The organism is Methylobacterium sp. B1 (assembly GCF_000333255.1).
Taxonomy (GTDB): Bacteria; Pseudomonadota; Alphaproteobacteria; order Rhizobiales; family Beijerinckiaceae; genus Methylobacterium; species Methylobacterium fujisawaense.
Genome location: NZ_BACT01001064.1, coordinates 1 through 16,148, shown reverse-complemented (window position 1 = coordinate 16,148; position 16,148 = coordinate 1). Strand labels below are relative to the sequence as shown.

Sequence of the window (16,148 nt, the reverse complement as noted above, 5' to 3'; positions counted from 1 at the left end):
GGCGGGCTGGCTCGCCCATGACGAGATCGGCCGCTTCGGCGTTCCCGACACCCAGGCGGCGACGCCGGACCCGGCCCTGATCGCGGATGCGCGCCAGGCCCGGGTCGTTGCGCAGCTGCGCAAGAGCATGGGCGGCCAAGCCGACGATCCGGTCTACGACCGGCCGCGCCTGCGCTCGGCGACGGGTATCGATCTCCCGGCCCTGCCGGATGGCTGGCGCGTCCGCGACATCCAGGTCTTCCCCGCCCGGCACGGCACCGGGATCGAGGTCGCTCTGGAGGCCGGTCGGTTCGGCGAGGCGTCGCTGTTCGCCACCCGCGGCATCCGCGGCGGTCCGACGACGCTCACCGGCTCGGATGACGGCGACGTCGTGTCGTGGAATGCCGGCGACACGGCCTACGCCCTGAGCGGCCCGCGGGACGACACGGATCTCCGGCAGGCGGCGCGCCTCCTCGGCGCGGCGATCCGCTGACGGCGTCCCGGCGGTACCCGGCCGGAGGGCGCTGACCCCGCCCCGGCCCCTTCGACAGGCCCCCTCGACAGGGCGCCCCGGCGGGTGCCAAAGATCGGCCATGCAGGCCGCGGATTCAGCACGGGACGATGACGGGCTCGCCGCCCTGTTCGAGGCCGCCCGGGCGGTGCGTGACCGGGCGCATGCGCCCTATTCCCGCTTCCCGGTCGGTGCGGCGCTCCGCGACGAGCGCGGCGTCATCCATGCCGGCTGCAACGTGGAGAACGCCGCCTACCCGGTCGGGACCTGCGCGGAGGCCGGAGCGATCGCCGCCATGGTGGCGGCCGGAGGCCGGCGCATCGCGGCGATCCTGGTCTGCGGCGACGGCGTCGGCTTGGTGACGCCCTGCGGTGCCTGCCGCCAGCGGATCCGCGAGTTCGCCGGACCGGACACGCCGATTCATGCCGCCGGACCGGGCGGCGTCGCCCGCAGCTTCACCTTGGCGGAGCTGCTGCCGGAATCCTTCGGCCCGGAGACGCTGGGTGAGTGAGGCGGCTGCCCGCGACGCCCTGCGCGACGCCGGTTTCGCAGGACCCTACGCCTGCGCGGTGGTCACCGGCACCGGCCTCGGCGGCATCGCCGCCGCTCTCACGGATGCCATCGTCCTCGACTACGCGGCGATTCCCGGTTTTCCGGGGCCGGGCGTCAGCGGTCACGGCGGCCGGCTGCACCGCGGTCGCCTCGCGGGGCGGCCGGTCCTGATCTTCGAGGGGCGGGCCCACGCCTACGAGCGCGGCGATCCGGCGGTGATGCGGGTGCCCCTCGCTTGCGCCCGGCACCTCGGCGCCCGGCGTCTGCTGCTCACCAACGCCTCCGGATCGCTGCAGCCTGGGACGGGGCCGGGCAGCCTCGTGCTGCTCGCCGACCACATCAACCTGTCCGGCCTGAACCCGCTGATCGGCGAGGCCAGCGACGCCCGGTTCGTGCCGATGACCGCGGCCTACGATCCGGATCTGCGGACGCGGCTGCGCGCGGCGGCGGCGGCCTGCGGCCTGCCCCTCGGGGAGGGGATCTACGCGTGGTTCTCCGGCCCGAGCTTCGAGACGCCCGCGGAGGTCCGGATGGCCGGCATCCTGGGGGCCGACCTCGTGGGCATGTCCACGGTGCCCGAGGTGATCCTCGCCCGATTCCTCGACCTGCCGGTGGCGGCGGTCTCGGTGGTGACGAACCTCGCGGCCGGGATCGCCGGGGGGGCGCCGCACCACGCGGAGACGAAGGCGGTGGCGGCGCGGGCCGCGGAGGATCTCGGCCGCCTGATCCGGGCCTTCGTGGCCCATCTGCCCGATGGAGAGACCGCCGATGACTGAGTCCGAAGCCGGCGCGGTCGCCCGCCGGGCCCTGCCGCTCCTCGACCTCACCGATCTCGGCGAGACCTGCACCGAACCCAGGATCGACGCCCTCTGCCGGGACGCGAAGCGCGGCGGCGTCGCGGCGATCTGCGTCTGGCCGCGCTTCATCGAGCAGGGCGCGCGGGCGCTCGCGGGCACCGGCATCCGGATCGCCACGGTGATCAACTTCCCGGACGGTGGCGAGGATTGCGCCCGCGGCACCGACGATACCGCCGAGGCCCTGCGCGACGGGGCGGACGAGATCGACCTCGTCCTGCCTTACCGCGCCCTGTTGCGGGGCGAGGCGGCGATCGCCCGCGACATGGTGGAGGCGGTGCGCGACACCTGCGGATCCGCGATCCTCAAGGTGATCCTGGAGACGGGCGAGCTCGCCGATCCCGATCGGATCCGGGAGGCCAGCCGGATCGCCCTGGAGGCGGGCGCCGACTTCCTGAAGACCTCCACGGGCAAGAGCGCGGTCTCGGCGACGCCGGCGGCTGCCGAGGCGATGCTGGATGAGATCCGGGCGAGCGGCCGGCCCGCCGGCCTCAAGGTCTCCGGCGGCCTGCGCAGCATTGCCGACGCAGCCACCTACCTGGCTCTTGCCGACCGCCTCATGGGTCCCGCCTGGGTGAGCCCCAAGACCTTCCGGCTCGGGGCGAGCAGCCTGTTCGCGGCCTTGATCCAGGCCCGGGAGTCGTGAACGTGCGGCTGCCTCAGGAGACGATCCGGGCCAAGCGCGACGGCCTTCCCCTCGACCCGGAGGCGATCGACGCTTTCGTCCGTGGCCTCACCGACGGCACGGTGGGGAGGGGCAGCCGGCGGCTTTCGCCATGGCGGTGTTCTTCCGCGGGCTTTCCCTTCCGGAGCGGGTGGCCCTGACCCGCGCGATGGCCGAGTCGGGCCGTGTCCTCGCCTGGGATCTGCCGGGGCCGGTCCTCGACAAGCACTCGACCGGCGGCGTCGGCGACGCGGTGAGCCTGCCGCTGGCGCCGATGGTCGCGGCCTGCGGCGGCTACGTGCCGATGATTTCGGGACGCGGCCTCGGCCATACAGGCGGGACGCTGGACAAGCTCGGCAGTATCCCGGGCTATGATGCGACGCCCGGTTTGGACGCGTTCCGCAGGGTCGTCCGGGACGTCGGCTGCGCGATCATCGGCCAGACCGCCGACCTCGCCCCGGCCGACCGACGCCTCTACGCGATCCGCGACGTGACCGGCACGGTCGAGTCCCTCGACCTGATCACCGCCTCGATCCTGTCGAAGAAGCTCGCCGCCGGGCTCGACGGGCTGGTGATGGACGTCAAGCAGGGGGGCGGGGCCTTCATGGCGACGCTGCCGGAGGCGCGGGCCCTGGCCGAGAGCATCGTCACGGTGGCGGAGGGCGCCGGCCTGCGCACCGCCGCGCTGATCACCGACATGGATGCGCCGCTGGCCAGTGCGGCCGGCAACGCCGTCGAGGTCGCCTACGCGATCGCGTATCTGACAGGCGACCGCCGCGAGCCGCGCTTCCACGCGGTCACGCTGGCACTGGGAGCCGAGATGCTGGTCGTCGGAGGTCTGGCGCCGGACCGCGACAGCGCCGCCGAGCGACTGGAGCAGGCGCTCGCGTCGGGCCGGGCGGCCGATTGCTTCGCCCGCATGGTCACGGCTCTCGGCGGGCCGGGTGATCTGCTGGAGAGGCCGGCAACCTATCTGCCCGCGGCGCCGGTGCGGCGGCCGGTCCACCAGGATGGGACCGTTGCGGCGGTCGCCACACGGGCCCTCGGCCTGGCGGTGATCGGGCTCGGTGGCGGGCGGACGCAGCCGGGGGATTCCATCGATCCGCGTGTGGGCTTCACGGATCTCGCCGGCCCCGGTGCGTCCGGTGGCCTGCTGGGGGTCGTCCACGCCGCCGATGAGGCCTCGGCGGATCGCGCGGAGGCTGCCTTGCGCGCCGCCTGCCGGATCGGCGACGCGCCGTCGGAGCGGCCGCCCGTCATCGAACGGGTGAGGGCGGCATGAGGGCCGGCATGAGGGCCGGCGTGAGGGCCGGCGCGCGCCCCGCCTGAGCGAGACGCACGCCGTCTGTGCTTACCAGCGGCCGTAGCCGTGGCGATGGCCCCAGCCGCCATGATGGTGGTGACGCGGGCCGAAGCCATGGTTGCGCCAGCCGTAATGGCGTCCCCGTCCCCAGCCGCCATGATGATGATGGCGCGGACCGAAGCCATGGTGGCCCCAGCCGCCGTGACGGGGACCGTAGCCGTAGCCATACTGGACGGTGTGGATGTCCCCGCTGTCAGCCTGAAGCCCGGCGTCGAGGCTCAGCGGAGCGGCCATGGCCGGGGCCGCAAAGGCCAGCCCGCCGAAGGCAAGGGCGGCTGCAAAGCGGGTCCGTGCAGTCTTGGTGAACATCGGCGCTTTCCTGTTCCACGCCGGCCGCGTTGGCGCGTCCGGCCGTGTCTCAGGTATGTGCCTTTCAAGTTGACGCAAACGTGACCTGTTCGCTCAGGCCGTGTTCATGTCAGGGTCGGCGATAGACCCAGACCCGGGCCGGGGGCAGGTTCAGCCAGACCCGGTTGGAACGGTCGGCGGTATAGCTGCCGGCTTCGCAACGGGCCGGGATCGGCGGCACGACCGCGTAGGTGAACTGCACGAACGGAGCCCCCGGCCGCATCAGGTCGTGGGCGGTGTTGAGCAGGTCCAGCCGCTGCTCCAACGGCTTGGTGAACAGCGGCAGGCTCGAGATCGTGGCCGCCGCGGGCTGCGTCAGCACGTCCTGAAGGCTCGCCCGCATGTTGTAGGCATCGCCCTGAATGACCCGCACACCGGGGAAGCGGTGGGTCAGGAGGCGGCAGAAATCGGGATTGAATTCCACGAGGATCAGGCGCTCCGGCGCAACGCCGCGCCGGATCAGCGCTTCGGTCACGGGACCGGTGCCGGGGCCGAGTTCGACCACCGGTCCTTCCAGGCGCGGGTCGACATAGGCGGCCATGGTGCGCGCGAGCATCTTGCCCGACGGCGTCACCGCACCCGTGACGAGGGGCCGCTCGAGCCACGAACGCAGGAACCGAGCCTCGTCCTCCAGGGGGTCGCGCCGCGGCCCGAAAATCGCGCTCCTGCCGACAGGAGCCTTCGCGTTGGGACGGCGGAGCGGCGGCAAGTCCTGGATTCCTTGATGCCGAATGAGAATGAAAGGCTGAAGAACGGCGTTGTCTTACAGTCAAGGCGGCGCGTCGCCTAGGGGACCCAAGCCACGCCGGCCGCTTGCATAACGGGTCTTCCCAGGATTCGGATCCGGCTCACGGCCGGACCGCGCCCCCGAAGAAGTCCCGGACCTTCGAGAAGAAGCCGGCGGATTCGGGATGATTCTCCGGCGAGGCCGACTGATCGAACTCCTGGAGCAGCTCGCGCTGGCGCTTGGTCAGGTTCTGCGGGGTCTCGACGAAGACCTGGATGTAGAGATCGCCGACCTCCCGCGAGCGGAGCACCGGCATGCCCTTGCCCTTGATGCGGAACTGCTTGGCGGTCTGCGTGCCCGCAGGGATGCGCACCTGCGTCTGCGAGCCGTCGATCACCGGCACGGTGATCTCGCCCGAGAGGGCGGCCGTCACCATCGAGATCGGCACCCGGCAGAACAGGTCGGCCCCGTCGCGCTGGAAGAATTCGTGCTGCTTGATCGACAGGAAGACGTAGAGGTCGCCGGCCGGCCCGCCGCGCAGGCCGCTCTCGCCCTCGCCGGCGAGCCGGATGCGCAGGCCGTCATCGACCCCCGCGGGCACGTTGATGGAGAGGGTGCGCTCGCGGTTGACGCGGCCCGCGCCCTGGCAGGACGTGCAGGGATCGTCGACGATCTCGCCGCGGCCGTGGCAGTTCGGACAGGTACGCTCGATGGCGAAGAAGCCCTGGGCGGCCCGGACGCGGCCGTAGCCCGCGCAGGTCGGGCAGGTCCGGGGCTTCGAGCCCGGCTTGGCGCCCGAGCCGTCACAGGCCTCACAGGTCACCGAGGTCGGGATCCGGATGGTCTCGGCCTTGCCGGTGAAGGCCTCCTCCAGGGTGATCTCGAGGTTGTAGCGCAGATCCGCCCCGCGCTCGCGGCCCGGTGTGCCGCCGCGCCCGCGCGCGCCGCCGCCGCCGCCGCGGCCGTCACCGAAGAAATTGTCGAAGATATCCGACATGAAGTCGCCGAACTCGTTGCCGAATCCGGGACCGCCGCCCCCGCCCTGGCTGAAGGCCGCGTGGCCGAACCGGTCGTAGGCGGCACGCTTCTGGCCGTCGGAGAGGCACTGATAGGCCTCGTTGATCTCCTTGAACTTAATCTCGGCGTCCTTGTCGCCGGGATTGCGGTCGGGATGAAAGGTCATCGCGAGTTTGCGGAAGGCGACCTTCATCTCGCTTTCCGTGGCGGTCTTGGTGACCCCCAGGATCTCGTAATAGTCCCGCTTCGACATCCCAACCCGTCTCCGGACAATCCATCCGCGCCCTGTCTCGGGGCGCGGCGCAGCCGCCTCGCAGGAGGCGTCCAGACGGCGCCGTGATCCCTGGACCCCGCCGCGCCGACGCCCGCCGCGGCGGGGCTTCGGGACGCGGGTTTGCGCAGGATGTGCGGACCGATGCACGTCGCGATTCGCGCTCTAGCACGGGCCGGCAGCCCGCGGCTCCGATCCGGGCGATATCCCGCGTCCTGCGGCGCCTGCGCAACAGCGCGTGTCAAGCAAAGGCGGGGCCGGATCGCTCCGGCCCCGCACGGTCGTCTCCGACCCGCGCCTCAGGCGCGCTTCTTCTGGTCCTTCTCATCGACCTCCTGGAAGTCGGCGTCGATGACGTCGTCCTTCTTCTCGGAGGCCGCCTCGGCACCGGCGTCGGGGCCCGCCGCCTGATTGGCGGCGTACATGGCCTCGCCGAGCTTCATCGAGGCCTGCATCAGGTCCGTGGTGCGGGCCTTGATCGCCTCGACATCCTCACCCTCGAGGGCGGTCTTGAGCGCGGTCATCGCGGTCTCGATGGCGCCCTTGTCGGCGGCCGGGACCTTGTCGCCGTACTCGGTCACCGACTTCTCGGTGGCGTGGATCAGGCTCTCGCCCTGGTTCTTCACCTCGACCAGCTCGCGGCGCTTCTTGTCGGCCTCGGCATTCGCCTCGGCGTCCTTCACCATCCGGTCGATGTCGGCGTCCGACAGGCCGCCCGAGGCCTGGATGCGGATCTGGTGCTCCTTGTTGGTCGCCTTGTCCTTGGCCGTCACGTTGACGATGCCGTTGGCGTCGATGTCGAAGGTCACCTCGATCTGCGGCATGCCGCGGGGCGCCGGCGGGATGCCGACGAGGTCGAACTGGCCGAGCAGCTTGTTGTCGGCCGCCATCTCGCGCTCGCCCTGGAAGACCCGGATCGTGACGGCGTTCTGGTTGTCCTCCGCCGTCGAGAAGGTCTGGGACTTCTTGGTCGGGATCGTGGTGTTGCGGTCGATGAGCCGGGTGAACACGCCGCCCAGCGTCTCGATGCCCAGCGACAGCGGGGTCACGTCGAGGAGCAGCACGTCCTTGACGTCGCCCTGGAGAACGCCGGCCTGCACGGCGGCGCCGATGGCCACGACCTCATCCGGGTTGACGCCCTTGTGGGGCTCCTTGCCGAAGAAGGACTTCACCACCTCCTGGATCTTCGGCATGCGGATCATGCCGCCGACCAGCACCACCTCGTCGATCTCGGAGGCCGAGACGCCGGCATCCTTGAGCGCCTTGCGGCAGGGCTCGATCGTCCGCTGCACCAGATCGTCGACCAGCGACTCGAACTTCGCCCGGCTGAGCTTCAGCGCGAGGTGCTTCGGGCCGGTGTTGTCGGCGGTGATGTAGGGCAGGTTGATCTCGGTCTGGGTGGCCGAGGACAGCTCGATCTTGGCCTTCTCGGCCGCCTCCTTGAGGCGCTGGAGGGCGAGCTTGTCCTTGGTCAGGTCGATGCCCTGCTCCTTCTTGAACTCGGAGGTCAGGTATTCGACGATCCGGTTGTCGAAGTCCTCGCCGCCCAGGAAGGTGTCGCCGTTGGTGGACTTCACCTCAAACACGCCGTCGCCGATCTCGAGGATCGACACGTCGAAGGTGCCGCCGCCGAGGTCGTAGACCGCGATCGTGCCGGCCTTCTTCTTGTCGAGGCCGTAGGCGAGCGCCGCCGCGGTCGGCTCGTTGATGATGCGCAGAACCTCAAGGCCCGCGATCTTGCCGGCATCCTTGGTGGCTTGGCGCTGGGCGTCGTTGAAGTAGGCGGGGACGGTGATGACGGCCTGCGTCACCGGCTGGCCGAGATGGGCCTCCGCGGTCTCCTTCATCTTCTGCAGCGTGAAGGCGGAGATCTGCGACGGCGAATACTTCTTGCCGTCCGCCTCGACCCAGGCGTCGCCGTTGTCGCCGCGGGCGATCTTGTAGGGGACGAGGCCCTTGTCCTTCTGGGTCAGCGGATCGTCGTAGGTGCGGCCGATCAGCCGCTTGATGGCGAAGAACGTGCGCTCGGGGTTCGTGACCGCCTGGCGCTTGGCCGGCTGGCCGACGAGCCGCTCGCCGTCATCCGTGAAGGCGACGATCGACGGCGTGGTGCGCGCGCCTTCCGAATTCTCGATGACCTTGGGCTGCGTGCCATCCATCACGGCCACGCAGGAATTGGTGGTGCCCAGGTCGATGCCGATAACTTTACCCATGGCGGGATCCCTCTTTTCGTCGCGTTCAAGCAGACCGCCGAGCCCCGAAGCAGCTCGGCCCATGGCGGTGTACGGAGGTGATGTGAGTATGGGACCCGGGCCGGATCAAGGGCCGTGAACGGCTGAAACCCAGCGCGCAATCCCGCGTCGAGGGCGATATAAGAACCCCGTTCCGGGCTCGCAAGGCGAAGCCTGCGCGGCGGCATTCATCCCGCACAGGCGCGCCATATCCTTGTCATTCCGGCAGGATCTCGCCGCAGGGCCGCCCTCTGCCCGGCGGCGTGACTGCATTTTGTTGCTTCGCTGCCACGTCGGCGCCATCGACGCCGTGTTAACGCTTCGACAAGGGGTTGCGCGTGGCCCCGCCACTTCGTGTCCCCGTCGTAGAGTCCGATGCGCCCGATCCGCAGTCTCCTGCTTCCGATCCTGGCGGTCGCCGTCGCGGCGCCCGGGATGCTCGCCGCCCCTCCGGCGCAGGCCCAGAATTTCTTCGAGCGCCTGTTCGGCATCAAGCCGGAGCGGCCGCCGGTGCCGCCCCGCGGCCTCCCGGAGGCGCCGCCGGCTCCGGCCGCGCCGGGCGAGCCGGGTCCGCCCGCGGCCCCTGAGGCGCCCCGGCCCGCCCCTGCGCCGGCCCGCCCGATCGTTCTGAAGACGCCCTCCGAGGACGGCGTGATCGGCCAGGATCTGCAGCTCAACGGCCTGTCCGGAACCCTGAAGCTGGAACGGTCCGGCACCGCCATCACGGCACGGATCAAGCTGCCGGGGACCAAGATCTCGCAGCCGGCGGAATCCTGCACGGTTCCCCTCGCCGGCGGCAACCCGGTGACGCTCAGCGCCGAGGGCAAGCCCGAGGGCGTGCCGCGCTTCGAGGCGGCCGGGGCCGAGTGCCCGCTGCGCTTCGACGTGACCGAGGGCGGCGTCCTGGTCTCGAGCCTCGGTGCGGGCCCGATCTGTACCTTCTCGGCGGCGGATTGCGCCACGACGCCGGTGGGCCTCTGGGGGCCGGCCGCCGCCACCCTGATCCCGCGGGCCGGCGAGTTCGACACCGCCCGGGGCGTCGCCGACAAGGCCGTTCGGGACAATTACAAGCTGATGACCCAGCGCGCCCGGCGCGAGGACGTGCGGCCGATCGTCAGCGAGCAGGCGGCCTTCTCGTCGGACCGGGAGCAGCTCTGCCGCACCTATGCGCGGGAGGGCACACACGGGTTCTGCCACCTGCGGGTGACGGAGAACCGCGCCCTGGCCCTGGCGACCCGGCTTGGCGCCAACACGGCGACGCCCACGGCCGCCGTCGCGCCGCGCAGGCCGCGTCCCAAGCCCGCCGTCGAAGGCATGAACCCGGACGCGGCCGGCGGCGGCGACGTGCTTCCGGAATAGGTGGAAGTGCGGCGCGCCGGGTCCGTCGGCCCGGCGCTCTGACGCCCGCGTCATCGCGAACGCTGGGCAGCGGCTCAGGGCGGCAGGAGGCCGGACAGCCTGGGACCGGACAGCCTGGGCCGGCGGGATTGCCCCGCTTGCAAGCACCGGGGCGCCGCAAATCTCTGAGGTCGATGTCGATCAGGCCCGGCCGGCGGTCATCGACAGCATCGCCGGGTCGATGCCGTTGGCCCGCAGGGCGAGGTCGTACTTGGCGTCGAGGTCGGCGTTGAAGATCAGGGCCGGGTCGGCCGGGCAGTTGAGCCAGCCATTGGCCATGATCTCGCTCTCCAGCTGCCCCGCCTGCCAGCCGGCATAGCCCAACGCGAGCACGGCGCTCGCCGGCCCCTCGCCGCTGGCGATGGCGCGGAGGATCTCCACGGTTGCGGTCAGGCAGATGCCGTCGTCGATGATCAGCGTCGATTGCTGGATGTGAAAATCGTCGCTGTGGAGCACGAAGCCGCGCCGTCCTTCCACCGGACCGCCCATCAGGACCGGCATGTGGCCGACCCGCTCGCGCAGGCGAATCGCATCCGCCTCGGGCGCCACGTCGAGCTGGACCAAGAGGTCCGGCATGCTGATGTCGGTCGCCGCCTTGTTGACGATGATGCCCATCGCCCCGTCGGCGGAATGGGCGCAGACATAGATCACCGAACGGGCGAAGCGCTCGTCGGCCATGCCGGGCATGGCCACGAGGAATTGCCCGTCGAGGAAGTTCGGACCCGACAGCTCCGTCTGAAGCGGCGACGCGGCCTTGCCGGCCAGCGAAGACGCTGCCGACGGGGGATCGGGCCTGCGGTGCGGAGGGTGCGCCATGCGTCCATGCTACGCCCCGTCTCCTGGTTGTCCAGCGGGCAATAGGGACGCAGCAAGCCTCCCTCAAGCTTGTGCGCGTCGCAATCCGTGTCCCGCAATGCCGTAGTCGGTCCGGGTCGCGGCCGGCGCGGTTGCGGCCGCGGCCCGATGGTCACGGCGGGTTTCGTGCCCTCTCCCACTCTCGACGTTGGGGAGCAGAGGGCGCGGATCGAGCGGTCTCACAAGATCAAGCGCCTCGGCATCAAGCGCCTCGGCCCGTGCGTGTGGTTCAAGCCGGACTGGGCCGCATCCTCGACAGGCATCCCCTGCCACGCTAGGTCAGGCGCGCTGCTCACGCGCGCCATCCCAGCGCGCGACAACGAGGGACCCGCGATGATCCAGGTCGGCGACCACCTGCCCCAGGCCACCTTCCGGGTGATCGGCCCCGAGGGCCCGATCGCGCGCACCACCGACGACGTGTTCAAGGGCCGGCGCGTGGTCCTGATCGGCGTGCCGGGCGCGTTCACCCCCAGCTGCCACCGCAACCACCTGCCGGGCTTCGTCACCCACAAGGACGAGATCCTCGGACGCGGCGTCGATGCCATTGCGGTGACGAGCGTCAACGACGTGTTCGTGCTCGACGCGTGGTCGAAGGCGAGCGGCGCGGAAGGGCTGGAATTCCTGGCCGACGGCAACGCCGATTTCGCCAAGGCCATCGGCCTCGAGATGGACGGCACGGGTTTCGGCCTCGGGATGCGCTCGAAGCGCTACTCGATGCTGGTCGAGGACGGCGTCGTCCGGATCCTCAACGTCGAGGAGACGCCCTCGAAGGCGGAGGCCTCGGGCGCCGAGGCCCTGCTGAAGGTCCTCTGACCGCGCCGCGCTCCGCGGATCGGCCCTTTTAAGGCCACGATCCATCCGCTTGTGTCGCCGGGCTTTGCCCGGAGACCGGCCCCGAGGACCGCATGGCCTTCCTGAACGATCTGCCCATCGCCGAGCTGATCGCGAATTACGGATACATCGCGATCTTCGTGATCATCACCCTCGAGAGCGCCGGCGTGCCATGCCCCGGCGAGACGGTGCTGATCTCGGCCGCCGTCTATGCGGGCAGCACCGACAATTTGAATATCGGCCTTGTCATCGCCGCGGCCGCGGCGGCGGCGATCCTGGGCGACAATGTCGGCTATTGGGCGGGGCGGCGCTGGGGCATGCCGCTGCTCCTGCGCTACGGTCACCTCATCGCCCTCGATCACGGGCGGCTCAAGCTCGGCCAGTATCTGTTCCGCCGGCACGGCGGCAAGATCGTGTTCTTCGGCCGCTTCACCGCGATGCTGCGCGCCTACGCGGCCGTGCTCGCCGGGGTCAACCGTCTGGATGCCCGGCGCTTCTTCGCCTTCAACGCCCTCGGCGGCGTCGTCTGGGCCGGCAGCATGGGGATCGGCTCCTACTATTGCGGGCGCCAGATCGAGCACATCGTCGGCCCGGTCGGCCTGACCCTGCTGGCGCTCGTGGTGTTCGGAGGCCTGGCCCTCTGGCTGTTCGTGCGTCGGCACGAGGCGCGGCTGCTCAGCGAGGCGGAGACCGCCATCCCCGGGCCGCTTGCCTGACGACCGTCACGCCTCCGCGAGGTCGTGCGCGTCGAGGGTGTCCAGCGCCTCGTGATGCATCAGGAGCACGCCGGTCGCCGTGGCGAGCCGGCGCGCGGCCGGGGTGAAGCCGGCATTGGAGACCACGGCGGCCCGGTCCCCGTCCCAGTAGCGCAGCGCCGCGGCCGCTTCCTGCACGGCGGCGTTGCCGACGGGCTTGCTCAGCCGCTTGCATTGCACCACGAGGCGCAGGCCGTCCTGCACCGCGACGATGTCGGCGCCCTGGTCGCCGCTCGCCGGCGTCCGGTGCGTCCGCCAGCCCGCCCGGGTCAGGCGCTCGGCGCAGTAGCGCTCGTAGTCCAGCCCGTCCCCCGGCGCCTCGTCCTCCTCCGGGAGGGCGACGGCCGCCGCCTCGGCCTCGATGATCGCCAGCATCCGCGCGTGCTCCACCTCGGCGAGGTCGGCGAAGCGGGGGCCGAGCTGCGGCAGGACGGTCCGGTCGAGAAAGTAGTCCCGCTCGCGCAGCCAACCGTCCTCGATCCAGTTGCCGTAAGGATCGCAGTAGCTCTCCTGACGCCGCCGCAGCGCCAGCGTGTCGGCATGCGCCCGGGCGATCCGCCGCACCCGGGCACGGAAGCGGCGCTTGCGCCCGAGATGCCGGATCAGGACCAGGACGAGGGCTAGGCCCGTCGCGGCCAGGGCCGGCCGGCCGTACCAGAGCCCGAACGGAAGGCCGATCACGGCCGTCCAGAACAGGCGGGCAACGGGATTGGGCTTGCCGGGCATCGGGTCTCTGAGGCGCTGACGGGCCCCTGACCCTCGCAAGCTTGGCTTGCCCGATGCCTAACCCGGATCCGAAAGCTGTGGACGCGCTCGGCGCGCCCTCAGCCCTTCCGCCGCTGGTGGCCGAGGCCCATGCTCTTGGCGAGACTGGAGCGCGCCGCGGCGTAGTTCGGCGCCACCATCGGATAATCGGGCGGAAGGCCCCATTTCGTCCGGTATTCCTCGGGCGTGAGGTTGTAGTGCGTGCGCAGATGGCGCTTGAGCGACTTGAACTTCTTGCCGTCCTCCAGACACACGATGAAGTCAGGCTGGACCGAGCGCCGGACCGGCACGGCCGGCCTCAACTCCTCCGTCGGCGTGATGGCCGGCTCGCCGAGACCGTGCAGCGTCGCGTGGATGGCCGCGATGAGCCCGGGCAGCTCCGGCGCAGGCACCGGATTGTTGCTCACGAAGGCCGACACGATGTCGACGGACAGCGCGAGATAGTCCGGTTGCCCTTCACCCGTGGCGTCCATCCCATAACCTCCTGTCGATCCCGGCTCGCCGCCAACCCGAGGTGCCGGCCGGAATCTGTCTCTGCTCAACCCGATACAGGGTAGTTAAGCAGCAGTTACTATGGTGGTGGGAATTTAATAGCAAGACCAATCTACACACGCCCACAACTGCCGTCTTGGAGTGGATAAAGCGCGCTGGATATTGGACAAAAAGACGTCGCCAACGATGCCGTCGGGGCGATCGTTCGGTGTCCCAATGTCGCGTGGCGCTCGGGCGTTGCAGGCGCGCCGGATCGCGCCATCTGAGGGGGCGGCGGGCGTTCCATGAGCCGTGCCCGATCGGACGAAGCGGGGGACCAGATGCGTGCCGGCACGAACGGCCTGCGGAAGCTCATCCCGTGACGGCGGCGCCGTGAGCCGCCGGTCATGAGCACATACCGGTTCGACAAACTGCTGGCGCCCCGGTCGGTCGCCCTGGTGGGTGCGGTCGCCCGCGTGGGCTCACTGGGGCGCAGCGTGTTCGACAGCCTGCGCGCCGCGGGCTTTCCCGGCGCGATCCTGCCGGTCCAGCCCGATCAGGCGACGGTCGAGGGGCTGCCCTGCGTGCCCAGGGTCGCGGATCTCCCCGTCGCCCCCGATCTCGTTCTGATCGCGGTGCCGCCGCCGCGCGTGCCCGAGGTCGTCGCGCAGGCCGCCGCGATCGGCGCCGGGGCGGCGGTGATCCTCACCGCCCGGCTCGGGTCCGAGCCGGACGATCCCGGCCCGGTCGCCCACCGGATCGCCCGCGCCCACGGCCTGCGCCTGCTCGGTCCCGACAGCGCCGGCCTCGCGGTGCCGGGTGCCAAGCTCAACGCCAGCCTGTTCGCCCATGCCCCCGCGTCCGGCGACCTCGCCCTCGTCTCGCAATCCGGCACGGTCGCGGCCGCCATCGTCGCCTGGGGCGCCCGCCACGGGACCGGCTTCTCGGCGGTTCTGTCGCTCGGCAGCGTCCTCGATATCGGCGTGGCCGATTTGCTCAACCACTTCCCTGCCGATTATTAACCCGCGCGATCCTGCTCTGCCTCGACGGGGTCGCGGATGCCGCCGCTTCATGTCGGCCGCCCGGGCCGCCGCGCGGGCCAAGCCCGTCGTGGTGCTTCGGGCGGCCCGGCACCGCCCGGACACGCCCGCCGCCACCCATACCGGCGCCCTGGCCCGTCCGGATGCGGTCTACGCGGCGGCGTTCCGGCGGGCGGGCCTGCTGGCCGTGCCGGACCTCGACGCGATGTTCTCCGCTGTGGAGACCCTGGGGCGCCAGCGGCCCTTTCCGGGCCACCGGCTGGCGATCGTGTCGAACGGCCGCGGCATCGGGCTGCTCGCCGCGGATCGGCTGATCGAGCGGGCCGGGACCCTGGCGGCGCCCGCCGAGGCGGACGGCCGCGCGCCGGGCAACCCTCTCGATCTCGGCATCGATGCCGCCGGGCCGGCCTTCTCCGCCGCGCTGGCACCCCTGCTGACCGATCGGACGAGCGACGCCGTGCTGGCGATCCACGTGCCCACGATTCGTTCGGAGGCGGGCGCGGTGGCGCGTGCCATCGCCGAGACGGTCGAGACCGCCCGGGCCGGCCAATCCCGCAAGAAGCCCGTCTTCGCGGTCTCGTTGGGCGACGCGGAGGCGGGGCGCGAGACCTTCGCGCAGGCCGGGATCCCGCACTTCACCACCGATTCCGAGGCGATCGAGGGCTTCCTGCACCTCGTGCGCTACCGCGAGGCGCAGGACGACCTGATGCGCACGCCGGACTCGCTGCCGCGGGACTTCTCCCCCGACACGGCGCGGGCCCGCTCGATCGTCGCCGGGGCGCTGCAACAGGGGGCCGCCTGGCTCGACCCGGTGGCGGTCAACGGCCTCTTGGAGGCCTACGGGATTCCGACCGTGCCGATCACGCTGGCGCCCGACAAGGACGCGGCGGCGGCGGCCGCGTGGCCGATCATCGCGGCGGGCGGAACGGTGGCGCTGAAGGTCGTCTCGCCGGACGTGGTGCACAAATCCGACATCGGCGGTGTCCATCTCGACCTGACCAGCGAGGCCGACGTGGCGGACGCGGCCCGCAGCATCCTGGCCCGCGCGCGCCGTGAGCGGCCAGATGCCCGGGTGACCGGTTTTGCCGTGCAGCCGATGGTCCGCCGCGGCCAGCGCCGCGAGCTGATCGCCGGGCTCGCCGAGGATGCGGTGTTCGGCCCGGTCGTGGTCTTCGGCCGGGGCGGCACCGCCGTGGAGGTGATCGACGACCGCGCCCTCGGCCTGCCGCCGCTGGACCTGACCCTCGCGCGCGACCTCATCGCCCGCACCCGGGTCGCGCGGCGCCTCGAAGCCTATCGCGACGTGCCCGCCGCCGATCTCGGGGCGATCGCGCTGACGCTGGTGAAGCTGTCCCAGCTCGCCGCCGACCTGCCGCAGGTGCGCGAACTCGATATCAACCCGCTTCTGGCCGAAGAGACCGGCGTGCTCGCCCTCGACGCGCGGGTCCGGATCGGGCGCGCCAAGCGCGGAACCGAAGGACGCGGCCATCCGCGCTTCCCGATCCGGCCCTACCCG

General features: G+C 71.2%; 13 protein-coding genes and 3 pseudogenes. 9 read left to right on the top strand and 7 right to left on the bottom strand.

Translation table 11 applies throughout. The features are described from left to right. The 5 genes and pseudogenes from I53_RS29605 to deoA form a co-directional block, all read left to right on the top strand. Positions 1-472, top strand: a pseudogene (locus I53_RS29605) (anti-sigma factor); the annotation flags it as partial. A 100-nt stretch (positions 473-572) separates the two neighbouring features. Beyond that, entirely contained in the window at positions 573-1,001 is a 429-nt protein-coding gene (locus tag I53_RS29600) for a cytidine deaminase (protein ID WP_051045123.1), read from the top strand. Then, positions 994-1,818 (top strand): purine-nucleoside phosphorylase, encoded by an 825-nt coding sequence (locus I53_RS29595; protein ID WP_043357861.1) that lies wholly within the window; start codon positions 994-996, stop codon positions 1,816-1,818. Before I53_RS29600 ends, I53_RS29595 begins: the two co-directional genes overlap by 8 nt. After that, positions 1,811-2,542, top strand: coding sequence for a deoxyribose-phosphate aldolase (gene deoC, locus I53_RS29590; RefSeq protein WP_043357859.1), 732 nt, complete (start codon positions 1,811-1,813; stop codon positions 2,540-2,542). Before I53_RS29595 ends, deoC begins: the two co-directional genes overlap by 8 nt. A 2-nt stretch (positions 2,543-2,544) precedes the next feature. Continuing rightward, positions 2,545-3,842 (top strand): annotated as a pseudogene (gene deoA, locus I53_RS29585) (thymidine phosphorylase). A gap of 69 nt (positions 3,843-3,911) precedes the next feature. Here the strand turns inward: deoA and I53_RS29580 are convergent. From I53_RS29580 to dnaK, 4 genes are all read right to left on the bottom strand, one after another. Then, the gene (locus I53_RS29580) at positions 3,912-4,232 is read right to left on the bottom strand and encodes a hypothetical protein (protein ID WP_043357856.1); all 321 of its coding nucleotides are present in this window, start codon (positions 4,230-4,232) and stop codon (positions 3,912-3,914) included. Between the two features lie 109 nt (positions 4,233-4,341). After that, positions 4,342-4,980 carry a class I SAM-dependent methyltransferase gene (locus I53_RS29575; RefSeq protein ID WP_043357854.1) on the bottom strand — a complete coding sequence of 213 codons (639 nt, stop codon included), beginning with the start codon at positions 4,978-4,980 and terminating at the stop codon, positions 4,342-4,344. A gap of 139 nt (positions 4,981-5,119) precedes the next feature. Then, a complete protein-coding gene (gene dnaJ, locus I53_RS29570; protein WP_043357852.1) occupies positions 5,120-6,268 on the bottom strand; it encodes a molecular chaperone DnaJ in 1,149 nt (382 codons plus the stop codon). Positions 6,269-6,585: 317 nt separating this feature from the next. After that, entirely contained in the window at positions 6,586-8,499 is a 1,914-nt protein-coding gene (gene dnaK, locus I53_RS29565; protein ID WP_043357850.1) for a molecular chaperone DnaK, read from the bottom strand. Between the two features lie 393 nt (positions 8,500-8,892). On the opposite strand from dnaK, the gene I53_RS29560 reads away from it, so the two are divergent. Next, on the top strand, positions 8,893-9,876 hold the full coding sequence (locus I53_RS29560; protein WP_043357849.1) for a hypothetical protein: 984 nt from the start codon (positions 8,893-8,895) through the stop codon (positions 9,874-9,876). Positions 9,877-10,056: 180 nt separating this feature from the next. On the opposite strand, the gene I53_RS29555 is transcribed toward I53_RS29560, so the two are convergent. After that, positions 10,057-10,731 carry a YqgE/AlgH family protein gene (locus I53_RS29555; protein ID WP_257787385.1) on the bottom strand — a complete coding sequence of 225 codons (675 nt, stop codon included), beginning with the start codon at positions 10,729-10,731 and terminating at the stop codon, positions 10,057-10,059. 372 nt (positions 10,732-11,103) lie between these two features. On the opposite strand from I53_RS29555, the gene I53_RS29550 reads away from it, so the two are divergent. Both I53_RS29550 and I53_RS29545 read left to right on the top strand, forming a co-directional pair. Then, positions 11,104-11,583, top strand: a complete 480-nt coding sequence (locus I53_RS29550; RefSeq protein ID WP_043357846.1) for a peroxiredoxin — start codon at positions 11,104-11,106, stop codon at positions 11,581-11,583. Positions 11,584-11,675: 92 nt separating this feature from the next. Further along, entirely contained in the window at positions 11,676-12,317 is a 642-nt protein-coding gene (locus I53_RS29545; RefSeq protein ID WP_043357844.1) for a DedA family protein, read from the top strand. A 6-nt stretch (positions 12,318-12,323) separates the two neighbouring features. On the opposite strand, the gene I53_RS29540 is transcribed toward I53_RS29545, so the two are convergent. Together I53_RS29540 and I53_RS29535 are read right to left on the bottom strand one after the other, a co-directional pair. Further along, the gene (locus I53_RS29540) at positions 12,324-13,082 is read right to left on the bottom strand and encodes a restriction endonuclease (protein ID WP_043357842.1); all 759 of its coding nucleotides are present in this window, start codon (positions 13,080-13,082) and stop codon (positions 12,324-12,326) included. 98 nt (positions 13,083-13,180) lie between these two features. Continuing rightward, on the bottom strand, positions 13,181-13,594 hold the full coding sequence (locus tag I53_RS29535) for a MucR family transcriptional regulator (protein ID WP_043357841.1): 414 nt from the start codon (positions 13,592-13,594) through the stop codon (positions 13,181-13,183). A gap of 405 nt (positions 13,595-13,999) precedes the next feature. Here I53_RS29535 and I53_RS29530 point away from each other — a divergent pair. Beyond that, positions 14,000-16,148 (top strand): annotated as a pseudogene (locus I53_RS29530) (acetate--CoA ligase family protein); the annotation flags it as partial.